The organism is Priestia aryabhattai (genome assembly GCF_023715685.1).
Classification (GTDB): Bacteria; Bacillota; Bacilli; order Bacillales; family Bacillaceae_H; genus Priestia; species Priestia aryabhattai_B.
In genome coordinates, this window is the sequence record NZ_JAMBOQ010000001.1 from 643,796 (window position 1) to 670,736 (window position 26,941).

At 38.9% G+C, this 26,941-nt stretch carries 24 protein-coding genes and 1 other annotated feature; all 24 genes read right to left on the reverse strand.

Translation table 11 applies throughout. The features are described from left to right. Positions 1-15: 15 nt before the first annotated feature. Entirely contained in the window at positions 16-303 is a 288-nt protein-coding gene (locus M3225_RS03280) for a conjugal transfer protein TraR (RefSeq protein WP_013058943.1), read from the reverse strand. A gap of 171 nt (positions 304-474) precedes the next feature. Then, a complete protein-coding gene (gene ileS, locus M3225_RS03285; RefSeq protein WP_251391100.1) occupies positions 475-3,240 on the reverse strand; it encodes an isoleucine--tRNA ligase in 2,766 nt (921 codons plus the stop codon). A 71-nt stretch (positions 3,241-3,311) separates the two neighbouring features. Continuing rightward, positions 3,312-3,532, reverse strand: a binding site (T-box leader). A gap of 69 nt (positions 3,533-3,601) precedes the next feature. Beyond that, entirely contained in the window at positions 3,602-4,096 is a 495-nt protein-coding gene (locus M3225_RS03290; protein ID WP_013058945.1) for a DivIVA domain-containing protein, read from the reverse strand. Between the two features lie 83 nt (positions 4,097-4,179). After that, positions 4,180-4,953, reverse strand: coding sequence for a YlmH family RNA-binding protein (locus tag M3225_RS03295; RefSeq protein ID WP_251391102.1), 774 nt, complete (start codon positions 4,951-4,953; stop codon positions 4,180-4,182). A 51-nt stretch (positions 4,954-5,004) separates the two neighbouring features. Then, complete coding sequence (locus M3225_RS03300; RefSeq protein WP_251391103.1) at positions 5,005-5,274, reverse strand: YggT family protein; 270 nt, start codon at positions 5,272-5,274, stop codon at positions 5,005-5,007. Between the two features lie 3 nt (positions 5,275-5,277). Beyond that, on the reverse strand, positions 5,278-5,742 hold the full coding sequence (locus M3225_RS03305) for a cell division protein SepF (RefSeq protein ID WP_251391105.1): 465 nt from the start codon (positions 5,740-5,742) through the stop codon (positions 5,278-5,280). Between the two features lie 16 nt (positions 5,743-5,758). Next, positions 5,759-6,442 carry a YggS family pyridoxal phosphate-dependent enzyme gene (locus M3225_RS03310; RefSeq protein ID WP_251391106.1) on the reverse strand — a complete coding sequence of 228 codons (684 nt, stop codon included), beginning with the start codon at positions 6,440-6,442 and terminating at the stop codon, positions 5,759-5,761. 7 nt (positions 6,443-6,449) lie between these two features. Then, positions 6,450-7,271 carry a peptidoglycan editing factor PgeF gene (gene pgeF / locus M3225_RS03315; protein WP_251391108.1) on the reverse strand — a complete coding sequence of 274 codons (822 nt, stop codon included), beginning with the start codon at positions 7,269-7,271 and terminating at the stop codon, positions 6,450-6,452. A 74-nt stretch (positions 7,272-7,345) separates the two neighbouring features. Further along, on the reverse strand, positions 7,346-7,600 hold the full coding sequence (locus tag M3225_RS03320; RefSeq protein WP_013058951.1) for a YlmC/YmxH family sporulation protein: 255 nt from the start codon (positions 7,598-7,600) through the stop codon (positions 7,346-7,348). Between the two features lie 348 nt (positions 7,601-7,948). Next, positions 7,949-8,728 (reverse strand): RNA polymerase sporulation sigma factor SigG, encoded by a 780-nt coding sequence (gene sigG, locus M3225_RS03325; protein WP_013058952.1) that lies wholly within the window; start codon positions 8,726-8,728, stop codon positions 7,949-7,951. A gap of 148 nt (positions 8,729-8,876) precedes the next feature. Next, on the reverse strand, positions 8,877-9,596 hold the full coding sequence (gene sigE, locus M3225_RS03330; protein WP_013058953.1) for an RNA polymerase sporulation sigma factor SigE: 720 nt from the start codon (positions 9,594-9,596) through the stop codon (positions 8,877-8,879). Between the two features lie 30 nt (positions 9,597-9,626). After that, complete coding sequence (gene spoIIGA / locus M3225_RS03335) at positions 9,627-10,550, reverse strand: sigma-E processing peptidase SpoIIGA (RefSeq protein ID WP_251391110.1); 924 nt, start codon at positions 10,548-10,550, stop codon at positions 9,627-9,629. 276 nt (positions 10,551-10,826) lie between these two features. Beyond that, positions 10,827-11,984: a cell division protein FtsZ gene (ftsZ, locus tag M3225_RS03340; protein WP_013058955.1), complete on the reverse strand. Its 1,158-nt coding sequence runs from the start codon at positions 11,982-11,984 to the stop codon at positions 10,827-10,829. A 41-nt stretch (positions 11,985-12,025) separates the two neighbouring features. Beyond that, positions 12,026-13,321 carry a cell division protein FtsA gene (gene ftsA / locus M3225_RS03345; RefSeq protein WP_251391112.1) on the reverse strand — a complete coding sequence of 432 codons (1,296 nt, stop codon included), beginning with the start codon at positions 13,319-13,321 and terminating at the stop codon, positions 12,026-12,028. Between the two features lie 425 nt (positions 13,322-13,746). Continuing rightward, complete coding sequence (locus tag M3225_RS03350; protein ID WP_251391113.1) at positions 13,747-14,505, reverse strand: cell division protein FtsQ/DivIB; 759 nt, start codon at positions 14,503-14,505, stop codon at positions 13,747-13,749. Positions 14,506-14,658: 153 nt separating this feature from the next. Continuing rightward, positions 14,659-15,564 carry a UDP-N-acetylmuramate dehydrogenase gene (gene murB / locus M3225_RS03355; protein WP_013058958.1) on the reverse strand — a complete coding sequence of 302 codons (906 nt, stop codon included), beginning with the start codon at positions 15,562-15,564 and terminating at the stop codon, positions 14,659-14,661. Positions 15,565-16,105: 541 nt separating this feature from the next. Next, positions 16,106-17,206: a stage V sporulation protein E gene (gene spoVE, locus M3225_RS03360; RefSeq protein ID WP_251391114.1), complete on the reverse strand. Its 1,101-nt coding sequence runs from the start codon at positions 17,204-17,206 to the stop codon at positions 16,106-16,108. 61 nt (positions 17,207-17,267) lie between these two features. After that, positions 17,268-18,617 (reverse strand): UDP-N-acetylmuramoyl-L-alanine--D-glutamate ligase, encoded by a 1,350-nt coding sequence (gene murD / locus M3225_RS03365; protein ID WP_251391115.1) that lies wholly within the window; start codon positions 18,615-18,617, stop codon positions 17,268-17,270. Beyond that, on the reverse strand, positions 18,618-19,592 hold the full coding sequence (mraY, locus tag M3225_RS03370; protein ID WP_013058961.1) for a phospho-N-acetylmuramoyl-pentapeptide-transferase: 975 nt from the start codon (positions 19,590-19,592) through the stop codon (positions 18,618-18,620). A gap of 61 nt (positions 19,593-19,653) precedes the next feature. Further along, positions 19,654-21,117, reverse strand: coding sequence for a UDP-N-acetylmuramoyl-L-alanyl-D-glutamate--2,6-diaminopimelate ligase (locus M3225_RS03375; protein ID WP_251391116.1), 1,464 nt, complete (start codon positions 21,115-21,117; stop codon positions 19,654-19,656). 211 nt (positions 21,118-21,328) lie between these two features. Then, the gene (locus tag M3225_RS03380) at positions 21,329-23,245 is read right to left on the reverse strand and encodes a stage V sporulation protein D (RefSeq protein ID WP_251391117.1); all 1,917 of its coding nucleotides are present in this window, start codon (positions 23,243-23,245) and stop codon (positions 21,329-21,331) included. Positions 23,246-23,314: 69 nt separating this feature from the next. Next, the gene (locus tag M3225_RS03385; RefSeq protein ID WP_251391118.1) at positions 23,315-25,573 is read right to left on the reverse strand and encodes a penicillin-binding protein; all 2,259 of its coding nucleotides are present in this window, start codon (positions 25,571-25,573) and stop codon (positions 23,315-23,317) included. 5 nt (positions 25,574-25,578) lie between these two features. Then, entirely contained in the window at positions 25,579-25,938 is a 360-nt protein-coding gene (gene ftsL / locus M3225_RS03390) for a cell division protein FtsL (RefSeq protein WP_013058965.1), read from the reverse strand. A gap of 33 nt (positions 25,939-25,971) precedes the next feature. Then, entirely contained in the window at positions 25,972-26,907 is a 936-nt protein-coding gene (gene rsmH, locus M3225_RS03395; protein ID WP_251391119.1) for a 16S rRNA (cytosine(1402)-N(4))-methyltransferase RsmH, read from the reverse strand. Between the last annotated feature and the right edge of the window lie 34 nt (positions 26,908-26,941).

The following is a 26,941-nucleotide window of genomic DNA, read 5'->3' on the forward strand; positions in this document are numbered from 1 at the left end:
TTTTTTTCTCGCTTCTCACCATAAAACAAATAAATCTTCATTTGTGCGGGCCGTCGGCATTACTTTTAATTTATGGATAGACATCACTTCGCCAGTTAGTTCATCAATTCCAAACGCACCAACGTCAAGCTTTGCTAACGCGTGTTCTACATCTTTTAAATCCGCTTTAATCATTTCTATTACGTAACGTTCCTTTTCATCTATATAACCAGATTGTTCTGTAGCATATCTCACTAGGCGATCTTGTAATTCTTCTTTAATAAGAGCTAATTCCTGTCCAATGGAAAGATAATTTTCATACATGCAAACGCCTCCTGTGCTGATAAGATGAAGTATTAATGATGTTAGGTTTACCGAGTTTTCCATTGAATCTACAACACAAGTTTTTCCTAAGGCTTTAAATGCTTTATACCATTGTATTTGGGAATTTCGTACAGCAAAAAAACACGTCCAAAAAGGACGTGTTTTTGTTAATTACTGCTGAACGTAGTGATTTTTTACAACATCCGCACAGCGTGTACATAAAGTCGGGTGATCTTGATCTTCGCCGACTGTTGGTGATACAACCCAGCAGCGTTCACACTTCTCACCTTCTGCTTTACTTACAACAATTGAAGCATAGCTAAATTTCTGTGCTTCAGCAGGCGCTTCACCTTCTGCTACCTCAAGATCTGAAACGATGAAGAGTTGACCTACATTTTCAGAAATAGATGCTAACAGCTCTTTCGTATCTGCTGTTGGATACAGCGTTAATTTTGCTTCTAAAGACTTACCGATTACTTTTTCATTACGAGCTTGTTCTAGCGCTTTTAATACTTCATCACGAAGCTCCATGAACGCATCCCATTTCTCTACTAATTGATTTGCTCCTTCAATTTCTTGAACCCCTGGCATATCAACTAGCTGCACGCTTTCTTCCGTTACATTTGGAATGTGAACCCATACTTCGTCTGCTGTATGAGAAAGAATTGGAGACACTAATTTTGTTAACGATAATAACGTTTCATAAAGGACCGTTTGAATGCTGCGACGCTCTACATTATTTTCTGCTTCAATGTACAATACATCTTTTGCAAAGTCTAAGTAGAATGAACTCATATCAATTGTGCAGAAATTATGAACTGCGTGATAAATGCTTGAAAACTCATATGAATCATAAGATTTTTTCACTTTATCAACTAATTTGTTCAGCTTCACAAGCATGTAGCGGTCTACTTCACGAAGGTCTTCAACAGCTACAGCATCAGTTGTTGGATTAAAGTCCGCTAGGTTTCCTAGTAAGAAACGGAACGTGTTGCGGATTTTACGATATACTTCTGCTACTTGTTTTAAGATGTTATCAGATACACGAACGTCCGCTTGGTAATCTACAGAAGCTACCCATAGACGTAAAATGTCTGCACCCAGTTGTTTCATTACTTTTTCTGGAATTACAACGTTTCCTAATGACTTACTCATTTTGCGACCTTCACCATCTAAAGCAAATCCGTGGCTAAGTACCCCTTTATAAGGTGCTTCACCTGTTACAGCTACGCTTGTAGAAAGACTTGAATTAAACCAGCCGCGGTATTGGTCAGAACCTTCTAAGTATAAATCAGCCGGACGCTGTAAGTCTTCACGCTCTTCAAGAACAGCTTGATGTGAAGAACCAGAGTCAAACCATACGTCCATGATGTCTGTTTCTTTTGTGAAACGGCCATTTGGGCTTCCTTCATGAGTAAAGCCTTCTGGAAGCAAGTCTTTTGCTTCACGCTCAAACCATACGTTTGATCCATGTTCTCTAAATAGATTTGATACGTGTTCAATTGTCTCGTCCGTAATGATTGGCTCATCATTTTCAGCATAAAATACCGGAATCGGAACGCCCCATGCACGTTGACGAGAAATACACCAGTCTCCGCGGTCACGCACCATGTTATAAAGTCGCGTTTCACCCCAAGTAGGCACCCATTCTGTTTTTTCTACTGCTTTTAATAAATCTTCACGGAAATCTTTAATAGACGCAAACCACTGTGCTGTTGCACGGAAAATTGTTGGTTTCTTTGTACGCCAGTCATGTGGGTATGAGTGGGTAATGAAACTTAATTTTAACAGCGCGCCTTCTTCTTCTAGTTTGTCTGTAATCGGCTTATTCGCTTTATCATAGAATAATCCTTCAAACCCTGGTGCTTCATTCGTCATATGACCCTTACTATCAACTGGACAAAGAACTTCCAAACCGTATTTTTGACCAACGATAAAGTCGTCTTCCCCGTGTCCCGGTGCTGTATGAACACAGCCAGTACCAGCATCAGTTGTTACGTGATCGCCAAGAACAACTAAAGAATCACGCTTGTAGATTGGATGTTCAGCTACCACGCGCTCAAGTTCTGAACCTTTTACCGTACGAAGTGTCTTATAGTCAGCCCATTCAATTTCTTTAGCAACTGTTTCAATAAGTTCAGTTGCCACTACATATTTTGCTCCATCTGCTTCAACTACGCTGTACTGAAGCTCAGGATTGACAGCAATCCCTTGGTTAGCTGGCATTGTCCATGGTGTTGTCGTCCAAATGATGAATTTTTCATCTTGTTCAAGCACACCTTTACCATCTTTTACATTAAACGCTACGTAAATAGAAGCTGAACGCTTGTCATAATATTCAATTTCCGCTTCTGCTAAAGCAGATTCACTTGAAGGGGACCAGTACACAGGTTTTAATCCTTTGTAGATATAGCCTTTTTTCGCCATGTCACCAAATACTTTGATTTGCTGCGCTTCGTACTGTGGCTGAAGCGTTACATATGGATTATCCCAATCTCCGCGTACGCCTAAACGCTTGAACTGCTCACGCTGGCCGTTTACTTGTTCCCAAGCATACTGTTCGCAAAGCTTACGGAACTCAGCTACCGTCATTTCTTTGCGGTTTACTTTTTTATTTTTTGTTAAAGCTGTTTCAATTGGCAAGCCGTGTGTATCCCAGCCTGGTACATAAGGTGCGCAGAAGCCTGACATCGACTTGTAGCGAACGATAAAATCTTTTAAAATTTTATTTAATGCATGTCCCATGTGAATATCGCCATTCGCATATGGAGGTCCATCATGCAGGACAAATAGCGGACGACCTTCCGTACGTTTTTGCACTTTTTCATAAATATTCATTTCAGCCCACTGTTCTTGCATTTTAGGCTCGCGATTCGGTAAATTTCCACGCATTGGAAACTCAGTTTTTGGCATCAATAATGTATCTTTATATTCCATGTTTTACCCTCCAAAAAAAACGTAATTTTCATATCTTTTTGCACCATAACAAAAAGACCTCCTCATCCCAAAAAAGGGACGAGAAGGCCTCCCGCGGTACCACCCTAGTAGATTTGCTGCATGCAAATCCTCTTTGCATTCGTAACGTGAATAAACCGCCACTGCTTACTATCATCAGTTCAGCAATGGTACTCTAGGGTGATTTTCACTTTTTTGTCTGTTATCGAGCTCGCACCATCCTCGATTCGCTTTGACAAACTAAAAAAGCTACTGTCCCTGTCTCCGTACTGTTGGATATGAAATTTCATCTGTTACCAAATTATATGACAACAAAACGTGAGAAGTCAAGATGATGTCTTGACTAGTCAATTTTTTCTTCTAACGCTGGCATCTCATAATCCATTAACTGATCCCAGTCGTCGCTGTTTAACATTTCAAGCTGTGCTTCGATTAACATTTTGAAACGAGTTCTAAATACTTTAGACTGCTTTTTCGTCTCCTCAATGTCCATCGCAATTTTACGAGACTTAGACAGTGCTTCATTAATAATACGGTCCGCATTTTTTTCTGCTTCTTTTATAATGAGCTTCGCTTCTTTTTCAGCGTTTCGCTTTACATCTTCTGCTGCTTCTTGAGCAATTAAAATCGATTTATTTAACGTTTCTTCGATGTTAGTAAAATGTCCAAGACGATCTGTTAATTCAGATACTCTTCCTTCTAACTCCTTTTTATCACGCATTACCAGCTCATAATCTTTAATTACTTGGTCAAGAAACTCATTCACTTCATCTTCATCATATCCGCGAAACCCGCGATTAAACTCTTTGTTATGAATATCCAAAGGGGTTAAAGGCATCTAGGCCACCTCCGTGTTGTCTCATTACTCATTAGTAATGGTTTATTCGACATATTTTTAAAATTTCCTGCTAGTAGATCTCTTTATTTCTGCTTTCCTACAACAATTCGCCATTTTTCTTTTTTGGTTTTGCCTTCAAGTGAAACGATGCGACTTCTGCCATGACCACGAAGCGACAAAATATCACCTTCATGACATTCAAAAGAAGGCTGTTCAATGACTTTAAAATTTACTTTCACCGCTCCGTTTGCAATAAACGGCTGGACTTTTTGTCTTGATAAATTATGAATGGTCGACAGCAACACATCAAGCCTCATTGAAGAAACTGTATAAACTTGTTCAATCAGCTCTTCTTTTACCACATGAAGCTGCTCTCTTTGAATAGAAGAAAGTGAAACTTTTGCTTTTCCAATTGATGTTAAATTCATCTCAATATAAGAAGAGATTTCCTCTGCAGCTACAAGCTGAATACTATCTCCCGCTACCAAAATATCGCCAAATTTTGAACGACGCAGCCCTAAGGACATCGCCGAACCAAGAACTTGAGGATGTTCAATCGTCACAAACTTTTTAGGATAATTCAGCTCGTACATATGTAACTGAAAATCTCCGCTTTCAGGCACATAGTAATCCGGATAGAGCAGCGCACGTTTGCGTTCAGCAAACGGTTGTCCACCATCAAATGAAACTTGAACCTCTTCTTCAGTCCCAACAATAGCCGTCACAATCTGCTGCTCCCTTGGATCTAAAAAGTCCGTTAGCTTTGGGCTGTATTGATGTAGGACATCTTCTTTCCACTGAAGAACTTGGTCAATAAACCCATGTTCTTCTTGCCTAAAATGTTCATAAACAGACATATTATTACTCCTACTATTGGTATGTAAAAAAGGAATCCAGCGATTCCTTTTTTAAATAAACCCCACCACATTATTAAGTGACAGTACACCTCTTTCTGCAAATCGCAATAAAAAGATTGCGACAAGAGGTGAAATATCAATCATCCCAATAGGCGGAATGATTTTACGAAAAGGCTCTAAGTAAGGCTCACAAATACTGCCAAGCAGCTGACCAAACTTAGATGCTCTTACATCGGGTACCCAAGACATCAAAATGTAAATAATTAATGCCCATGAGTAAAGCCCAATCAATTGTGCGAGAATCCCAAAAACGATACTCAAAAACTACCACCTCTTTACGTTTGTTGTATCATGTTCTCCCATCATATCTGAAATGCTTCCGCTTACGTCTACATTATCAGGTGTACATAAAAAGATGTCGGTTCCAATTTTTTGAATGTCCCCGCCTAAAGCATAAACTGTACCACTTAAAAAGTCGACAATTCTTACTGCTTGATCTCGTTGAATGCGCTGTAAATTAACAACTACGACTTTACGATTTTTTAAATGATCCGTAATTTCTTGTGCTTCGGCATAGACGCGAGGTTCGCAAAGCATCATTTTGGATGATTTTTGAACGCTTTGTAAACTAATCACGTTTTGCTGCTGATTTGGCTGCTGACTAGTTTTCACTGGTCTCGACTGCTGTACAGGCTCTTCTACCGACTCTTCTTGTTCGTATTGTTCTTCTACATATTCAGTATCGTCATCAAGAGCAAAAAAACTTCTAAAGCGATTTTTCATACTCATCTTGAATTACACCTCCTTAACGTTCATTCCCAACTAACGTGGTTCCTAGTCGAATGAATGTTGCTCCTTCTTCAATTGCAATTGCATAATCGTTTGACATTCCCATTGACAGCTCTGTACACGGTGCATATGGGAGGTTTAGTTCTTGTATACGATCCTGCAATTTCTTTAGACCCTGAAAACAGCTGCGAAGCAAGAACTCGTCATCTGTGTGAGGAGCCATGGTCATTAATCCAACCACTTGGATATTTGTAAATGCTTCAAGGGATTGAATGAATGGAATCACGTCTTCTACAGTAAGGCCATGCTTGGATTGTTCTTCGGCAACATTAACTTGTACAAAACATTTTATACGATGTCCTGCACGTTTATCAATTTCTTTTGCTAAAGATAATCGGTCTAGTGAATGAATATAGTCAACTTTATCAATCACATTTTTTACTTTTCTTGTTTGTAAGCTCCCGATAAAATGCCAGGTCGCTTTCTCACCGATTGATTCATACTTTTCTAGAAGACCTTCATCCCTGTTTTCTCCGAGATGTAAAATGCCGGCATCCACTGCTTCTGCTGCTCGTGTTGTGGAAACGTATTTTGTTACAGCAATCAGCTCTACATCTTCTCGAGTTCGATTGACTTTTTTACACGCTTCAGCAATTGTTTGTTGAACTGCTTCTAGATTTTCACTTACGCTAGCTGTCACTATGTAATTACTCCTCCTTAAAGCCGATGAAGTTAAACATGCGCCCTGTTTTCCCTTGGTCGCGGCGATGTGAGAAGAACAGGTCATCTTCACAGCTTGTACAATACGACGATGTTAAAATTCGTTCCGGCAATACGCCTGCGTTTTGAATCAGCAGCTTATTGACTTTTTTTAAATTAAGCGCGTATTGACCCGGGCTTACTTCTTGATATCCATTTTGGCCAACTACTTCGTTTACTTGTGTAATGACGCGGTTATCGACAACATAACAGCAATCTTCAATCGAAGGGCCAATCGCCACGTAAATATCTTCAACCGGAACATTTTCTTGTTCTACCCAACGTCGAATCATATTTCCTGCAATATCTTTCACTGTTCCCTTCCACCCAGCATGAGCAAGACCAACTAAATGGTGATCAGGCGCATAGAAGTACAGCGGAACACAATCTGCATAACATAAAGCTAACAAAATATCAGATTCATTTGTATAAATGCCATCCGTTGCTTCTATGCCCTCTTCATACTTGTAGAGTCCTTTTGCACAGTCGGCTTTTGTTACTTTTTGAACAGTTGCTTCATGTACTTGTTCGGCACATACAAAGCTTTCAAAAGACATGTCTAGTTCGGCTGCTAAAATTTTTCTATTTGTAATAACATCTTCTACGTTATCGTTTACGTGAAGCCCTAGGTTAAAAGAAACAAATGGAGGCTTACTCACGCCACCATTTTTTGTGGTGAAACCAGCAACAAGCATATCATTCTTTTCTACCCAAGGGCTCAGCCACATAAACGACTCGTGATGGCTTTTTTTTAATGGCTCAGGATTCATGTATGTGACACATCCCTTGTTTCATTTGTTCTCACATATTGTACCACAGATTGCTAGGTGCTGTTGACAAAAAACTAATTCTCTTCAGGCTGAAATGCGTCTTTATAACGTACTAAAATGACATCAGAACCAATTTTCACAATATTTTTCCATGGAATCACAATTTCATCATCTTTTCCAAAGAAGCCTAATACACGAGAGCCTCCGATAATGACGGCCTGTATTTTTCCCGTTGTTAAGTCAATATCAATATCCCCTACATTTCCAAGTTTTTTGCCATCAGCTACATTCACTACATCTTTCAGCTGAAATTCTGAAATCTTTAACATGCTCTCTCCTCCTATAGCCAACTTCACTCCTTAGCCTATATATATTTTCAAATTTTCATTTCATGAAGGAAAAGCTTATTTTTTCTCTGCCATTCTCTTTCTATAGGCATTTTGTTTACTAATTACATATTTTTTCGTCAAGGGGCATTCTCAACCGGTAGCTAGAAGTCCTCACAGCACTAGAAAATCTGATATAAACATCTTTTGGCCATGTGTTATACATTGATACACACAAAATAAGCACCGTGTCTGTTTTTATAGACACGATGCTTATTAAGTTGAACATCAAATAAAGTGAATGGTATTAATTGTATGAACGCGAGCAGCTGCCAGTTTAGATAGCCTTTGTTAACTTTGAATATTTTTATTCATCTGTTTAATAGCAGCTTTTTCTAAACGAGAAACCTGCGCTTGAGAAATACCAATTTCTTCAGCAACTTCCATCTGTGTTTTACCTTGAAAGAAGCGCTTTCGTAAAATTAGTTTTTCTCGCTCGTTCAATCTTCTCATACCTTCTTGCAAAGCAATTTCTTCAATCCAAGTTGAATCACGGTTGCGTTCATCGCTTAGCTGATCCATGACATAGATTGGGTCTCCCCCATCATTGTAAATAGGTTCAAATAGAGAAACCGGATCTTGGATAGCATCTAAAGCAAACACAATTTCTTCATGCGGCACTTCTAGGACTTTTGAAATTTCCTCAGCTGTAGGTTCCTTGGATGTTTCACTCATAAGCCTTTCACGAACTTGAAGAGCTTTATAAGCAATATCACGAAGGGAACGAGAAACACGGATTGGATTATTGTCACGTAAATAGCGGCGAATTTCCCCTATAATCATTGGGACAGCATATGTAGAAAACTTCACGTTTTGACTTAAATCAAAATTGTCAATGGATTTCATTAATCCAATACACCCAACCTGAAATAAGTCATCAACAAATTCTCCACGATTGTTAAAACGTTGGATCACGCTGAGTACGAGACGTAAATTTCCGCTTACTAGCTTTTCTCTTGCTGTTCCATCTCCAGCCTGCATTTGTTTAAACAACTTTCGCATCTCTTCATTTTTTAATACAGGAAGTTTCGAAGTATCTACTCCACAAATTTCTACTTTATTTCTTGTCAACTCTTTCCCTCCTAACAGGAGATGATGTTCTGAATTCAGTATCTCCTCCGAAGGAAAAAATATGCACTTTTACAATTCTGACAATTCTCTACTAAAAAAGCTGATTGCATAAGATGCCTCTCAGCCCTTATGCAATCAGCTTTTTTACTTAAACCATTTTATTAAATTCTTTTCGCAGCCGTTTAATAATTCGTTTTTCAAGCCTTGAAATATAAGACTGAGAAATGCCTAGCATATCAGCTACATCTTTTTGCGTTTTTTCTTCTCCGCCGGCTAGCCCAAAGCGCAGCTCCATAATTTGCTTTTCACGGTCATTTAATTGATGCAATGCTTTCAACAAAAGTTTTCGATCTACATTCGCTTCTAGGTCTTTTGTAATGATATCTTCTTCGGTTCCCATCACGTCAGATAATAACAGTTCATTTCCATCCCAATCAATATTTAACGGCTCATCAAATGAAACTTCAGATCGAATTTTATTGTTGCGGCGCAAATACATTAAAATTTCATTTTCAATACAGCGAGAGGCGTACGTCGCTAGCTTAATTTTCTTTTCAGGATTAAACGTGTTTACTGCTTTAATTAAACCGATGGTGCCGATGCTAATTAAATCCTCAATATTGATTCCTGTATTTTCAAACTTGCGGGCAATATAAACAACAAGTCGCAAATTACGCTCAATCAACAGTGAACGTGCTGCTTCATCCCCTGATGGAAGTTTTTTCAAGAGAACTTCTTCTTCATCTTTTGTTAAAGGTGGTGGAAGAGCTTCACTTCCTCCTATATAGTACACTTCATCTGTTTTCAGCTTAAGTTTAATTAATAATTTGTACCACCATAATTGAAATCGAATTCGATATGTAGCCATTCTATATCCTCCTTTATTTGTTCACACCTTTTACGATGCGGAACTTACTTCTCCAATAACAATAAGCTTCGGATGAACAATACATTCATATTGCTTCTCCACTGAAAGCGTTGTATGACTAATACCTACTAATACTTTAGTGATTTCAATCGTGTTGGACTGATGCACCAGCCTTACCATATCTGGCTTTAGAGCAAGCAGCAGCTGATTGGCTTGGCCCACGCTTCGATAAGGGACAAAGCGGACTCTTGAATACCACTCTTGATCAATATCTTCGCTGTGTGAAAAGGATTGGACATTTTTGCTTAATTCCATTAAGCCTTCAGGCAATATTTCTTTTAAAGAATCTGCTGTAACAATCATAACCGGGGTTTTCGTCAGCGGATCTACAAGCTGGTTTCCACTATCAATAAGTCCTTTCATCGACAGCGTCTGTTCGTTTAAAATTACTTCTACATCTACCAGCTGATCAAATGTAATATTTTTCATTCGCAAATCATCAACTCGTGCCTTTGAAAAATAAGATAATAGCGGAAAACCAATAAGAACAAATATCCAGCTAATAGGATCACCAAACTGTGGAGACTTCGTATCAACCATTTGATTAAGAACAAGGAACTGATCTTGAAATAAAAAGTGAACGCCCATTAACCCTCCACCAACAACAAAGGTTGCAAAATAAAACGTTAATAAATTCTCAAAGAAAAAGCGCAGTCGTTTATAACCAAACGTCACCAATACCATAAAAAAAGAGAATAAAATTTTAATAGCAGGGTGAACCATAAGATGAGAAAAAGGCGTAAACATGAGAAGGACAATCAATGAACCGATAAAGCCGCCAAGCAAAAGCCGCCACCACTTGTAATTCCGTTTAAGTACAACTGCACATAACATTAGCAAGATCGTATCTAACCCAAAATTCAGCATCCATATTAAATCTAAATAGATTGGCAATGTTTATAACCTCTCCATTCTTTCTGAATTTTTCTGTTAAAAATTAGTATATAGTACATCCTATTAGAAAGTCTGTCAGTTCATGCCGAGAAACAAGCAGTATTTTTGAGGAAATCATTCGATATTTGTCACACCACTTTTAGAAAAAAAACACAAACCCTTTGAAGACATCATATTGACCATGTCGAATGTTTTTTATATTCTTTTCGAGTTTTCTAGATTCATCGCATAAAAAAAGACCTCTGTATAAAACAGAGGTCTTGGCTTTTTATTCTCTTAGCGTCTACGATTACGGTTTCGTAAGAATGTTGGAATATCTAGCGCATCTTCAGACTGTGGCTGTGATGGACGCGTATATTCTTGCTGTACAGGTTCTTCACGCTTTACTTCACGCTTCGGCTGCGGAGCCGGTTGCTGTGTCGATTGCTGCATACGATTCGCCGATAATGAAGGACGGCCTGGTTTTGGCTGTGATAAATCCTGATCACTAAAGCCAGTTGCAATAACTGTAACAACAATCTCGTCTTTTAGGTTTTCGTTAATAACAGATCCAAAGATCATGTTTACTTCTTGGTCAGAAGCCGAAGCAACGATATCTGCAGCTTCTTGTACTTCGTAAAGACTTAGGTTTGTACCGCCTGTGATATTCATTAATACACCTTGAGCTCCATCGATAGATGTTTCAAGAAGTGGACTTGAAATAGCTTTTTTAGCCGCTTCAGCAGCACGGTTTTCACCAGTCGCAATACCGATACCCATAAGTGCCGATCCTTTGTTAGACATAATTGTTTTTACGTCAGCGAAGTCTAAGTTAATTAATCCAGGAACTGCGATTAAATCTGAAATACCTTGCACACCTTGTCGTAATACGTTATCCGCTTCACGGAACGCTTCTAGCATTGGCGTGTTTTTATCAACGATTTCTAATAAGCGATCATTTGGAATAACAATCAGCGTATCCACTGCTTCTTTCATTGACGCAATGCCGCCTGCCGCTTGAGTAGAACGCTTACGGCCTTCAAACGTAAACGGACGAGTAACAACACCTACCGTTAGTGCTCCTAGTTCACGAGCAATTTGGGCAATGACTGGAGCTGCACCAGTTCCAGTTCCTCCACCCATACCAGCTGTTACGAAAACCATATCTGCACCTTTTAGTGCTTCTTGGATTTGTTCCTTACTTTCTTCAGCTGCTTTTTTTCCAACTTCTGGATTAGCACCTGCACCTAATCCTCTTGTTAATTTAGCGCCGATTTGCATTTTTGTTTCAGCTTTTGATAAATTTAATGCTTGTGCATCTGTATTAACTGCAATAAATTCTACACCTTGGACGCCATGTTCAATCATTCGGTTAACCGCGTTGTTACCGCCGCCTCCGACACCGATTACTTTAATCGTCGCTAATTGGTCTACACTTGTATCAAACTCCAACATGATAGTTCCTCCTAATTCTTCGAAATTACCAATCCGTAACGTTAATCAAAGAAGTATCCAAAAAACTTCTTCATTAAATTTTGGTCATTTTTCTTTTTCGGCTGCTCAGCTGATTGTTGCGGCTGCTGTGGTTTCGGGCTAGGTTTGATCATTTCTTGCTCAATCGGCTCTTCTTCCACAACTGGCGCTCCAATTTCCCGGCCTTGTATTTTAGCATTTTTGTATGCAAATTTTATTAATCCTACACCTGTTGTATAATGCGGCTCACGTACTCCGATATAATCAGGCACTGCTATGCGCACGTTATTCTTTAAAATTTCTTGAGCTAGCTCAAGAATACCAGGCATCGCTACTACTCCGCCTGTTAAAACAAATCCTCCTGGAATATCTTTGTATCCTAGGCGATTCACCTCTTGCGTAATCATATCTAAAATCTCTTCTAATCTAGCTTCAATAATATCAGAGATTTCGAGCTGGTTAAACTGCTGATGCTGATCGCTTCCAATGATCGGTACACTAAATACTTCTTCTTCAGAAGCATGATCATAGAAAGCATGTCCATGCTTTATCTTAATATTTTCCGCATCTTCAGTCGATGTGCGAAGGCCAATCGATAAATCCTTGGTAATGTGCTCTCCGCCAACAGCTAGTACATTTGTTACTTTCAAATGTCCTTGGTCAAAGATCGCAACAGTTGTTGAACCTCCACCGATATCTACCAGTGCGACACCTAAGTTTTTTTCATCACGAGATAATGCAATTGAACCAGCGGCTAGAGGCTGTAAACAAATATCGCTGATTTCTAAACCAGCTCTTTCTACACAGCGTAATAAGTTATGTAAAACCGTTCTAGATCCTGTTATGATTGTGCCTTCCATTTCTAAACGTACCCCAATCATACCTCTAGGATCGTTAATACCTTCTAAGCCATCTACAATAAATTGCTTTGGAATAACATCAATGATTTCACGATCTGGCGGGATAGACATGACTTGAGCAGCATCAATTACTCGATGAATATCTTCGTTTGTAATTTCACGATTCTCGCTTGATACGGCTACTACTCCGTGACAATCCTGTAAAAATACATGATTTCCGCTTATGCCCACTACAACCTTTTTAATTGTAATGCCTACCATTCGTTCAGCTTGTTCTACTGCTTTTCTAATAGATTGAACTGTTGCATCTATATCAACGATAGAACCTTTTTTTAGTCCGTGTGATTTAACATTCCCTACACCAATGATATTCAATGAATCGTTACTCATCTCTCCGATGATCACTTTCACACTGGATGTACCGATGTCTAAACTAACGTATATTTCATTGCTGTTCATTCTTTGGCACCTCCTTTTTCTTTCTGCACATGTCATCTTAATAAATTAAGAAGAACAACAATATTAATTTTTTATTATATGAAAATATTCAACAAATACATCTGTTTCCCTTTTGTAAAATCAATTTTTTTCAAGTTTTTCACAGACTTTATCTCTTTGAAAGAACAAAACGTTCTGGTTTTGACTTTTTTTTAGATTTAAGCCTAAAATTCACTGAAAAAAGCTATTTAACTACAAGTCTACACTAAGATGTACACTGAGAAAAGCGAAACTTACCTAGAACAAATATTACATTTCCATTTCACAGCACCGGAGAAGAAAATCATATGTATGCAGAATACTTGCATGTGATTATACAATGTACAAGGGCTAGTTTGCCAGTCTCAGCTCATCTATTTTCTTTAATTAACACTTATAAAAAATAATTACTGCTTGCTCTTTTTATAAGGTTTAAATGCATATCCTTCTTCTAAATCAATAATACCTTTTTGATCATCACTCAATTTACTTGCAATAGCTGGGTAATGAACAATTTTATCAGAGAAGTTGCTAATTTTCCCGCTTACTTCACGCGTATCATTCATAAATACCTCGATGTGAAGAGGTTCTGATTTTGTCGGCGCATAGTAAATCTCAGAAATAGCCCCTTTTATACTCTTCGGCGTTTTAGCTAATTCTTGAACCATGCTTTGTATAGCGTCTCCGTCTTTCCAGTCAATTAGCAACGGAGCGTCAGATGACACTTTCTTAGCGCTTACTTCTTTTAAAACTTTTCCATTTTCATTCACAGGGAAATATTTATTCCCCGAGGTTACATATGCAATTCTTGCGTACTCTTTTACGTCGATTACGACCTTATTAGGAAATGTTTTGTGAACGACAGCTTCCTTTACCTCAGGGTTTTTTTCGACTTTTTCTTGAATTTGATCAGCATCAGCTTTCCAGTAGCTGGTTTTTTTGGACAGACCACTTGCTTTGACAATATCCTTATTACTTACATGTTTATTCCCTTGTACTTCAATGTTAGAAACATTGCTCAGAGAAGATTGAGAATATACAATAAATAAAATAAGGATGAAAAAGAGTGATAAATACAAAATAAGCCGTCTATTTGCTTTTTGCTTTCGCTGTTCTTGCAGCTTCGGTACACGATCTTCTAAAACAATTAACTTACCTTTTTCCATTTTTTTCACCCTTATCCATTTGAGAAAATAAACGAGGAATTACCATCTATTTATTTCCAATCTTTGCTTCATGAGAATATCCCCATTATAGCATAGAATAAACACATAAAAGCTACCTTTTCACGCATAACCATACAGCGACGGGCTGAGTAATTAGCGACCGATAATCTCAACTTCTGTATGAATATCAATATCGAATTTCTCTTTAATTGTCTTCTTAACGTGAGCAATTAAATTCAGCACGTCTGAAGCCGTTGCATCTCCTGTATTGACAATGAAGTTCGCATGCTGCTCACTAATTTGCGCACCGCCCACGGAAAAACCTTTTAAGTTGGACTTTTCAATTAAGTCTCCTGCATAATTTGGAAGCGGATTTCTAAAAATACTTCCTGCACAAGGGAAATTCCAAGGCTGTGTTTCGCGGCGATAGTCTTTATTTTTCTGCATGACCGCCACAATATCATCTTTCGTTCCCTTTTTCAAACGCAGCACGGCTTCCACACATACTCCAGGACGATCTTTTTGTAGAATTGAATGACGATACGAAAATTGAAGCTCTTCATTTGTCAGCCACTCAAGAGTGCCATCTTCAAATAAAATCAGCGCTTTTTCAACTACGTGAGACATATCAGAACCATGGGCGCCTGCATTCATATAGACAGCGCCTCCCACAGATCCAGGAATTCCACTTGAAAACTCCAATCCAGACAGACCTTGTTTTGTAATAACTGTTGCAAGCTTGATGCTAGGGTATCCCCCACCTACAGTAACCGTCTCTCCATCTACTGTTAAATCATCTAATCCGGCTCCGAGCTTAATAACCACACCTTCGATTCCCTTATCAGAAACAAGAAGATTAGAACCTCGACCAATCGCTCTCCATTTTACGCCGTGTTTTTTAATAATATCCATTGTAACTTTTAAGTGATCAACAGAATCAGGTTCTACAAGCACATCTGCTGGACCACCAATTTTCATTGTTGTATGTTTTGCTAGCGGTTCATTTTCACGAACCTTTCCAATATTCGCTTCGACTAACTCTTTTACTAACGCTTCCATAAGAACCTCCTAAAACCCTCTTTGCTGTTATAAAACTTTCATGTCAATGCGCTCTTACTTCTAATGCATAAGAATAATAAGAACAGATTCATAACTAAGCAGCAGCACCTTGTAAGATACCTTTTTTCTACGAAGGCACTCTATTCTGTTGTCAATTTCATCATTTTTATTTATCGTATGACATTCACCCATAGAATGTACGTTCATCTGCTATATAAAGTAATTTTTGATTGTTTTTTTATCGTTTTTCATTTAGAAGTTAAACACATGCTGACAGTCATAAAAAAACGCTACGCTCATAAGTGCACATACGTTCACCTAATCACTAAGATAAAATATTTAACCTTACACATCATACCATAGTTGGACTCAAATTTGGTTATCACAACATTACATTTTAAAAACATTTCATACAAAAATATCATCTACCTGTAAAAAATCGAAAATAAACCGCCAACAAAATCCGGCGTGCACTTGGATTTAAGATGACGGTTTACTTCAGTAGACCATTGCCTACTTGACATTATACAATTTTTTTCAATTAATAGCGAGAATATCTACTAACATTTAACAAAACTCCAACTGCTGCCAGCATGAGCGTCAGCGATGATCCCCCGTAACTTAAAAATGGAAGCGTAATTCCCGTAACAGGCATAAGACCTGTTACCACGCCTATATTAATCATGACTTGAATCGCAACCATTGAAATAATTCCTAAGGCTAAAAATGTTCCGTAAAGATCAGGTGCTCCGAGCGCTACTTTAATTCCTCTCCAAAGCAATAAGCTAAACAAAAGTAGAACGAGTGTTCCACCGATGAACCCGAGCTCTTCTGCTAGAATGGCAAAAATAAAATCAGTTTGCGGCTCCGGCAGATAAAAGAACTTTTGTCTACTTTGCCCTAACCCTAATCCAAGCAATCCCCCCGGCCCAATTGCATAAAGAGATTGAATGATTTGAAACCCGCTTCCAAGCGGATCTTCCCAAGGATTTAAAAATGAGGTGATGCGTTTAATCCTATAAGGAGCCGATAAAACAAGCCCTACAAAACCGGCAACACCAAGCAACCCCAGGCCTGCAAAGTGACTTACTTTTGCTCCTGAAACAAAAATCATTACTAAACAAGTTCCAACAAGCACCGTTCCCGTTCCTAAATCCGGCTGCATCATAATAATGCCAAACGGTAAGAAAACCAGTAATAACGCCGGTAACATTCCTTTTCTAAAGGATGTAATTTTCTTCTGGTTTTCTGATAAATATTTCGCTAAAAATATAATCATAGCAAACTTCATAAATTCTGAAGGCTGAATCGAAAACGCTCCAACTCCTATCCAACTTTGCGACCCATTCCGTACTAGCCCTACTCCCGGAATCAATACAAGTACCAGCATAACAAAGCAAATGATTACAATTGGCTTCGCCCATGTACGCCACATCCAATAATCAATATTCATGATGACAAACATAGCGCATACTCCAAGCCCTGCAAATAAGAGCTGGCGTTTAGCAAAGAAAAAAGAATCATCAAACTTGTATGTAGCCCATACCGCACTTGCGCTGTATACCATGATAAGGCCGATGGTTAGCAAGGAAAGCGTAACGATTATGAGAAAAAAATCTGGGGTAGACCTTTTTGTCGACACTGTCACACACCTCTAAAAATAGATTAGGGCTAGTGTATTTTCTAGGTGTTTAGACAAGCCCTTATTTCAGTTTATGCACAGATTCAATAAAGATGTCACCACGTTCTTCAAAAGTTTTAAATTGATCCCAGCTTGCACAAGCAGGAGATAATAAAATAACATCTTCTTCATCTGAACAAGCATATGCTTCTGAAACTGCTTGTTTAACATTATCGACACGTTTTACAATTTGTATTCCCACTTCTTTTGCTACGCGTTCAATTTTAGGAGCCGTTTCACCAAACGTAATAACAGCTTTCACATTTTTAAACTCTTCTTTTAAATCATCAAATTCATTGCCGCGATCGAGTCCACCTGCAAGTAGAATCGTCGGCTGCGAAAAAGCGGAAAGAGCTACTTTTGTAGCAAGCATATTCGTAGCTTTAGAGTCATTATAAAACTTACGTTTGTTGATCGTCGTCACGTATTGAACGCGGTGTTTAACACCAGCAAACGTTGTGAGCACGCGGTAGATAGCTTCATTTGAACAGCCGTACAGCTTCACAACGGATACAGCTGCTAAAATGTTTTCTTGATTGTGTTTGCCTGGTAGCACCACATCTTTTAACGACATCACTTCTTCATCTTTAAAGAAAATTGTTTCGTTTTTAATATACGCTCCTTCTGTCGTTTGAGCTGTAACAGAAAAAGGTACTTTTGTCGCTTTAACATCTGCACTAGCTTTCATCACTAGCTCATCATCCGCATTAATAACGGCAAAGTCTTCACTTGTTTGATTGTTAAAGAGATTTGCTTTCGCTTTGATATATTCCTCTTTTGTGCCATGATAGTCTAAATGAGCATCAAACAAATTCAATAATAAAGAGATTTTCGGACGGAATTTTTCAATTCCCATCAGCTGAAAAGAAGAAAGCTCCGTTACAATTACATTGTCCTTTGTTGCTTTTTGCGCTACTTCACAAGCTACTGTTCCAATATTTCCAGCAATCAACGGCTGCTTTTGATCTTCTTCTAACATTTTATAAATTAGCGTTGTTGTTGTTGTCTTCCCATTGCTTCCCGTAATTCCGATAAAAGGAGCTTCGCTAATTTCATAAGCTAATTCTACTTCTGTTAAAATCGGAATATTTCGCTTTAATGCTTCTTGCAACAGAACATTTGAATACGGAATCCCAGGGTTTTTTACAATAACATCCGCTCTGTTTAAAAGCTCAAGCGGATGATGTCCACAGACAACTTCAATGCCCGTTTTTTCTAATTCCTGTGCTGCTACGTTCTCTTCGTACGGTTTTTGATCATTAACGACTACTTTAGCACCAAGCTGTTTAACTAGCTGAGCAGCTGCTAAACCGCTCTTGGCTAATCCTAGAATAAGTACTTGTTTACCTTGATACGTATTGACTGATTTCATTTAAATCCACACCTCGATATAAATTCCAAGCATTGCAAATAATAGTCCTACAGCCCAAAAAGTCATAACTACGCGCCATTCTGACCAGCCGCTTAGCTCGTAATGATGATGAAGCGGGCTCATTTTAAACACACGTTTTCCTGTTGTTTTGAAAGATGCGACTTGAATAATAACCGATAGTGTTTCAATGACAAATACACCACCGATAATGACAAGCAAGAATTCCATTTTCATTAAGACAGCCACCGTAGCGATAGCTCCTCCTAGCGCTAAAGAACCCGTATCCCCCATAAATACTTTTGCAGGATGGGCATTAAAAACTAAAAATCCTAACACAGCTCCTACTACAGCAACTGAGAAAATAGATAGTTCAAACTGCTCAGCATTCCAAGCAAGAACTGCAAATGCACCAAAAGCAATCGCACTTGTACCAGAGACAAGTCCGTCTAATCCATCCGTTAAGTTGACCGCGTTTGAAAAACCAACAAGCCAGATGATGAGGAAAACAACATAAAACCAACCTAAATCGATTGGGTCTTTAATTCCTGGAATCGTCACTTCAGTTGAAAACTCAAACTGTCTTGCAATAAAGTAAAAAATAATTGAAATGACAACCTGCCCTAAAAACTTTTGTTTAGATGTTAATCCAAGGTTACGCTTTAACACTACTTTTATAAAATCATCTAAAAATCCTAATAAACCAAATCCGATTGTGACAAATAATAATAGAAACGTCTTATATGTAAGTTCTGCATATTGATTGACCATAATAAGAGTTGCCACAATAATAGATAATAAAATCATGATACCGCCCATTGTAGGTGTACCTGATTTTTTCTGGTGAGATTTCGGGCCTTCATCACGAATACTTTGACCAAACTTTAATCTTCTTAAGAAGGGAATAAAAATCGGCGACAATACAACCGTAATCAAAAAGGCTACGCCGATTGTCAATAAAATTGATTGTTCTAGCACGATGTTCCCTCCTTAACTTCCAACTCATACCGACTCATTTTTTTCTCTACCCATTTCATTACTACTTTCGCTCCTCAATCATTTTGCGTGCTACTTCTCGATCGTCAAAATCGAATACTTTTTTACCAATAATTTGATAGGTCTCGTGCCCTTTTCCAGCAATGACAATAACATCATCTGCATGCGCTGCTTCAACTGCATAGCGAATAGCTTCTGCACGATCAGCAATTGTCACATAGTTATCTGTCTCCAAGCCTTCTTCCATATCTTTCAAAATAGCTAATGGATCTTCACTTCGTGGATTATCAGATGTCAAAATAGCTTGTGAACTGTATTCAGCTGCAATCCGAGCCATGATTGGTCGTTTTGTACGATCTCGATCTCCGCCACAACCAACAATAACATATATATTGCGTTTTGCGAATTCTTTTACAGTTTTTAACACATTCTCTAAACTGTCCGGCGTGTGGGCATAATCAACGATAACCGTAAAATCTTGCTCCGCATCAACCACTTCAAAACGGCCAGATACGCCTTCTAGCACTTTTATTTCCTCGACAATAACTGACAGAGGGATACCTGATACTAAACATGCAGCCGTAGCGGCTAATACGTTGTAGACGCTGAATTTCCCAATAAGCTTCATTTCTACACGAACCGTTTCTGTCGGTGTTGTCAAGTCGAACGTTGTGCCACTGTTTGTAATTTGAATATTTGTTGCACGAATATCACTTTCACGGTCAATACCATAGGTAATCACTGTAGCAGCCGTGTTTTTAATATATTCTTCAGTTGCCGCATCATCGGCATTAAGAACAGCAAATTTAGGACGATTATGGTTATAAGCATTTCCTAGTTGTGCAAATAGCAACCCTTTCGCACGACGATAATCTTCCATTGTATGATGATAGTCCAGGTGATCTTGCGTTAAGTTACTAAATACCGCCACGTCAAAATCGCACCCGTGTACGCGTCCTAAGTCAAGCGCGTGAGATGATACTTCCATCATCGCTACTTCTACATTCTCCTCGGCCATTTGATGAAATGTTTTTTGAAGCGTCAGCGATTCAGGAGTTGTGTTTTTCACATCGTACGACGTATTACCAATACGAATTTCAATCGTTCCAATTAGACCCGTCTTTTTATGTTGTGATTTAAAGATATGCTCAATTAAATGTGTAATCGTTGTTTTTCCATTTGTTCCTGTTACACCAATTAAATGCATTTTTTGTGTGGGCTGATTGTAAAAAGCATCTGCTAGTACTGCCATTGCTCGCTTTGTACTTTTCACACGTACAACAGGCACTTCTACATCCACAGGCTTTTCTGCTAAAATTGCTACTGCCCCTTTTTCCACAGCCATCTGTGCAAAGCTATGGCCATCAACCGTATAGCCGTCTATACAAATAAACAATGCTCCGGGCTTAACTTCTCTTGAATCCATTTCAATTGATGTAATATCAATATTCTGTTCAGGAAGCTGAACAAAATCATGTAAATGTGTTAGTAGTTCTCGTAAATCCATTCCTACCATGTCCTCTCTATTTGTAAAGTGAAACGTTTGTTATAAGACGCTATGGCAACTATCCCTCTTTTTCTAGCACCTAACCTATTACATTTTACAGAAAAAGAAGCCCGGAGGGAACACCCCCAAGGCTTATTTGTTGATTTCATGTTCACGAGCAGAGAAACCTGCTGATTATCATGCAAGGAAGAATAATGGTTTATATAGATTTTTATTTTCCCATATAAATTCTAACCGTTTCGCCTTCTTTAACTTTCGTTCCGGCTGCAGGAGACTGCTTGACCACCTTATCTCCTTCGCCACTCACATCTAATTTTAAATTAAGTAGCTGTTCTTGTAACTCTTTTTTTGACATTCCTACGACATTTGGTACTTTTATCATTGGTGTGTCCAGCCACGTTAACTCTTTTTCAATTTGTCCTTTACGCGGCTTAACATCCATCACGCGCAAACTGTCTTCAATCATTTTACCTACAATCGGAGCTGCTACAACTCCACCAAACTGAATGGTGCCCTTTGGATTATCAACCGCAACATACACGACAATTTCAGGGTTATCTGCTGGTGCAACACCAATAAAAGAAACGATGTGATTATTTTTTAAATACTTTCCATTTTGAGCTTTCTGGGCTGTACCCGTCTTTCCACCAACGCGGTATCCTTCCACAAAAGCTCCTTTTCCGCTTCCTTGTGCTACTACACTTTCAAGCGCAAAACGCACTTGCTTAGACGTTTCCTCGGAAATAACTTTTCGCTTAGCCACCGGCTTATGACTGCTTACAACTTTTCCAGTAGTTGGATCCACCCACTCTTTTGCGATATAAGGTTCATAAAGCGTTCCCCCGTTTACGGCTGCGGAAACAGCAGCTACTTGTTGAATAGGCGTAACAGCAACCCCTTGCCCAAAAGCTGTTGTAGCTTGTTCAACCGGTCCTACTCGATCAAGCGGGAACAAAATCCCTTTTGCTTCCCCTTGTAAATCAATACCTGTTTTTTGACCAAAACCAAATTCTTTAATGTATTTGAACAATTTATCTTTTCCCAAACGTTCCCCAAGCTCCACAAAACCAGGGTTACATGAGTTCTGTACAACTTCTAAAAAAGACTGCTGTCCATGTCCGCCTTTTTTCCAGCAGCGAAGTCTCGCTCCCCCAACTTCCGCGGCTCCATCATCGTAAAATTGGTCTTTTAGTAAATCCACTTTCTTTTCTTCAAGAGCAGCTGCCAGTGTAATAATTTTAAACGTTGATCCGGGCTCATATATGCTCCAGATTGGAAGGTTGCGATTATACACTTCTGGCTTCACATTTTTAAAATCCGTCGGATCAAAGCCTGGACGACTTGACATACCTAAAATTTCACCGTTTTTAGGATTCATGGCAATGGCAATCATACCATCTGGGTTATAAGCTGTCTGAGCATTATCCAACTCACGCTCCATGATCGTTTGCACACGTGAATCAATGGTCAACCTCAAATCCAACCCGTCCACAGGTGCTGTGTAGTCATCAGCTATATTGGGCATCTTTTTACCTTTAGCATCAGAATATAATTTAACTGAACCTTTTTGTCCTTTTAGCTCTTTATCATAATATAATTCAAGGCCTGTTAAACCTTGATTATCTACTCCCGCAAAGCCTAATACATGCGACAAATAACTTCCAAACGGATAGTACCGCTTAGAATCCTCAGCTATGTATACGCCTTTTAAATTTAAATTTCGCACTTCATTTGCTTTCGCATGTGAAATCTTTCTTCCTTCAGGGCGTAAATATACGCTAGAAGAAGCTTTTGTTATTTGTTCATATACTTTTTCTTTTGATGCTCCCAGTACTTTTGCTAACTTTTCAGCCGTAACAGCTGGATTTTCAACTTGTCTTGGCATAACTAAAACGGTCGGTGCACTTTTATTTGTAGCAAGTGCCACATCATTGCGATCTAGTATCTTTCCTCTTTCTGGTTCAAAAGGAATATTCCGACTCCATAAGTCTTTGGCTTTTTCAGTTAGCGTATCCCCAGTCAGCAACTGTACATATCCAAGCCTTGTATCAATAATCAAAAACACAATAAAACCGACAAACAAAACAATGGCTAGCCTTTTACGAACTGTGACTCCTGATACCCGCATATATTAGAACCTCCTCTGAATCGGCTCGTTCCAATATATGCTTGTACAGGATTCACTAGAACTTATTTTCTAGTCAAGTTGCTTATCGTCTTTTTTACTGTCAGATTCACTTTTTTCTGTTTCTTTTAACTTGTTTAACGTGCTTGAAAATTCTTTAGGTGTTTCAAGTTCCACTTTCAGGTACGTTCCTGCTTTTAGCGGATCTCCTGCTTTAATACTTTGGCTTACAACATAACCATTTTCAAGTGCGCTAGGTCGAACGTTGACAAATTCACTAAAGCGAATAACGTCACGATGTGAAAAACCTGTTAGATCAGGCATTGTGGCTTTTCCGTTTGTCTTAATGAACACGCGTTGACCAGTGACAATAGTATCAGAGGTCGGTGATTGGCTTTCTACCGTATCTCCTTTACCTATTACAACAGGAACAAGTCCTTTTTGTTTTAAGTCTTTCACGGCACTATCAACTGATTCATTAACGTAAGATTTAAGCGTGATTTCTGAATCCACTTTCTTTTCTTCCGTTTCCTTTCCGTCTTCATCCGTTTTTTGAGGCTCCACTCCTAAATACTGCAGGCTGTTTTTCATCACCGGATTAAATACAGCCGTAAGCGGCGCAGTACCCGTCTCTTGAGGCGTGAGAGTTGGATTTTTAACGGCTACATAGACAAGCAGCTTTGGATCTTTAGCAGGTGCAAAGCCCATAAAGGAAATGAAATTTTTCCCGTGCCCATGCAGGTAACCTCCGTTAGGACCAGGAATTTGAGCTGTTCCCGTCTTTCCAGCGACATCGTATCCTTCAATCGCGTAAGGTTTCCCTGTTCCGTCATCAGAAGAAACAACGGTTTCTAAAATATCTAGCGTTTCGTTTGCTGCTTTTTTAGAAATAGGTTGTCCTACTACGGTAGGTTTCGTTTTCTTAATCGTTTTTTTATTTGTTTCATCGACTACTTGTTTAATCACGTAAGGCTTCATCATTTTCCCGTCATTTGCAATAGCAGTAGCCGCTTGAATTTCTTGAATAGGCGTAAAAGCAGACGCCTGTCCAAACGCAGTGGTTACTCGATCTCTCGGGTACTTCGTTACCAATTTGCTAGAGGCTTCGTTTGGCAAGTCAATTCCCGTTTTATCCATAAAACCAAACTTGTCCAAGTATTTATACAAACGGTCGGTGCCCAATTTTTCATTGGCTAAAATGGCGACCGCTACATTTGAAGACCTTTGAATTCCTTCATTAAATGTAATAGCTCCCCAGCCGACACCACCGTTGTGATCGTTAATCGGAACGCTGTTTTTCGTTACTTTATAAGATCCGGACTGATAGCGGTCTTCGCCGTTATAGACGCCTGCATCAATCGCTGCCGCTAGCGTAAAGATTTTCATCGTTGAACCAAGTTCATAGCTATTTTCAACAAACGGATTACGATAAGAAGTGATATCACGAATATTTGGGTCAAATGAAGGGCGGTTTGACATCGCCAAAATTTCACCGGTTTTCGGATTCACCACCGTTGCCATTAGCTCTTCCGGTTTATATTCTTTAGCAGCAGCTGTCATTGCATCCTCTAAAAACGTTTGAATTTTTTCATCAATCGTAAGCGTGACGCTGTCTCCATTTTTAGGAGCTACAATCGACTCTTTTGGATCTGGAAGCTTAATTCCATTTTTAGCAGCTTCGTATTTTACATATCCATCTTCTTCAGAAAGCTGCTTATCAAATACTTTTTCAATTCCCATTTTCCCTACGATTTTACCCGTATCATCTTTTTGTGCATATCCTAAAATACTTGAGGCGAATACACCGTTTGGATAGAAACGCTTCGAATCACGTAAAAACGTAATACCTGGGAGATTTAATTTCTCAATTTTTTGCTTTAGCACGTTATCAATGTCACGGCCTCCGGGACCAAGTTCGACTTGGAATGCTTCCCTTTTAATTCCTCTCGTTAACATGCTTTCAATTTTTGATTCGTCCATATTTAATAACGGCGCTAGCTTTTTAGCCGTCTTTTCAGGGTCTACCACGTGCTGTGGATGATTTTTATCTTCTGATTGCGATTCCTTCAAAATCGCGACAACCGTATAAGCACCCGTATCTTGTGCGATTGCTTCTCCATTTCGATCGTAAATCGTACCGCGCTGTCCTTCAATTTTGGACGTTCGCGTATGCTGTTTTTGTGCAATTTCGGCTAAAGCTTCTCCGTCTGCTTTGCCCGTCGCTTGGATGTAAAAGAACCTGATGGCTAATACAAAAAAGAGCAATGCAAATATTAAAATTAATATTGCTGCTCCTGTACTAATATTGCTATTTTTTCTTGGCGTAGTCATCACAATTAATCGTTAACGACTTTTACGTTATTTTCATTCAATTTTAGTCCAAGTTCTTTTGCTTTTGTCCAAATACGATCGTATGCACTTAACTCTGTTACCTGTAATTTTAACTCATTGTTTTTTGCTTCTTGCTTGTCAATCTTTCCATCGAGTGATTGCACTTCTTCACTGATGCTATAAAGCGAAGATTGATTTGAAATGATTTGCACAGACCCAAACAGCATGAGTGCGACAAATCCAGAATACACAATTTTTTCACCAACCGTGATTTTTCTTTTTGTCTTTCGAACAACTTGACGTACCGTCTTTTGCTGCTTCTGCTGCTGATCTTGCTCTCTCACTTTGTATGCTACATTGTTCATTCTCGTCCCCTCCTCTTTGATTAAACCCTTTGATTACACTAATTTCTCAACAATTCGAAGCTTTGCCGAACGCGCTCGCTTATTTTCTTCTACCTCTTCTTCTGAAGGTAAAATAGGTTTTCTTGTAATAACTTTCATTTTAGGTTTAAATTCTTCTGGAATAACCGGCAGTCCATGAGGAAGCTGCGGAACCGTACTTGCATTTTTAAACGCTACTTTACAAATTCGGTCTTCAAGTGAATGGAAGGTAATAACACTTACACGTCCACCTTTTTTAATAACATCCATAGCCTGTTCAATTGCATCTTCAAATACTTGAAGCTCATCATTTACAGCAATTCGAATAGCCTGGAAAATCCGTTTTGCCGGATGTCCGCCTGTTCGTCTAGCTGGTGCTGGAATACCATCTTTAATAAGGTCGACCAGCTCTAGCGTCGTTTCAATTGGTTTAGACTCTCGATATGCTTCAATTTTGCGGGCAATCTGTTTTGAAAATTTTTCTTCTCCATATTGGAAAAAGATTTTCACAAGCTTTTCATAAGGCCACTCATTTACTACGTTGTACGCAGAAAACATTGAGTTTTGATCCATGCGCATATCAAGCGGGGCATCATGATGAAAGCTGAACCCTCGCTCTGGTGTATCCAACTGAGGAGACGAGACGCCGAGGTCAAACAGTACTCCGTCTACTTCTTCAATTCCGTGTTTCATTAGCTGCTCTTTTAAATAGCGAAAATTACTTTTAATTAGAATAACTCTGTCTAGATACGGGGCTAATTTCTGTTTTGCATTTTCAAGAGCGACATCATCTTGATCAAACGCAATTAATTTCCCTTTTTCTGATAGCTGTTTTACGATATATTCACTATGACCTGCTCCGCCAAGCGTGCAGTCGACATATACTCCATCCGGCTTAATATTTAAGCCTTCCGCTGCTTCTTTAAGCAAAACAGTTGTGTGATTAAACATTATGACACCTACTTCTTTCTAAACTACTTAGTTA